At 61.0% G+C, this 223-nt stretch carries 1 protein-coding gene; it reads right to left on the bottom strand.

Going from position 1 to position 223, the window contains the following annotated elements:
• The coding region (locus MOV76_RS39740) for a zinc ribbon domain-containing protein (protein ID WP_247266656.1) at window positions 1–223 on the bottom strand (223 nt) is incomplete at both ends.

The following is a 223-nucleotide window of genomic DNA, read 5'->3' as shown; positions in this document are numbered from 1 at the left end:
AGCAACCCTCGCCAACAGGAATAGCGCGGGATGTTATGGTTGGCTCCTGTGTAACGAACCGTCAGCTTCCGGCCGCACCTTTTGCAGCGGAACAGGCCGGCAAGCAGAGCGCCGCCATGCTTCGGCGCTCCATGATGGCGACTGGCCGGTACATTGTCGCTGACCATCTTGCGGATCTCCTCCGCCCGTTCCCAACTGATGTAACCTTCGTGCGCATCCGGGA

Source organism: Rhizobium sp. PRIMUS64 (genome assembly GCF_023006465.1).
Taxonomy (GTDB): Bacteria; Pseudomonadota; Alphaproteobacteria; order Rhizobiales; family Rhizobiaceae; genus Rhizobium; species Rhizobium leguminosarum.
Note: the sequence above shows the minus strand (reverse complement) of the source record. Positions and strands in the feature narration are given on the sequence as shown.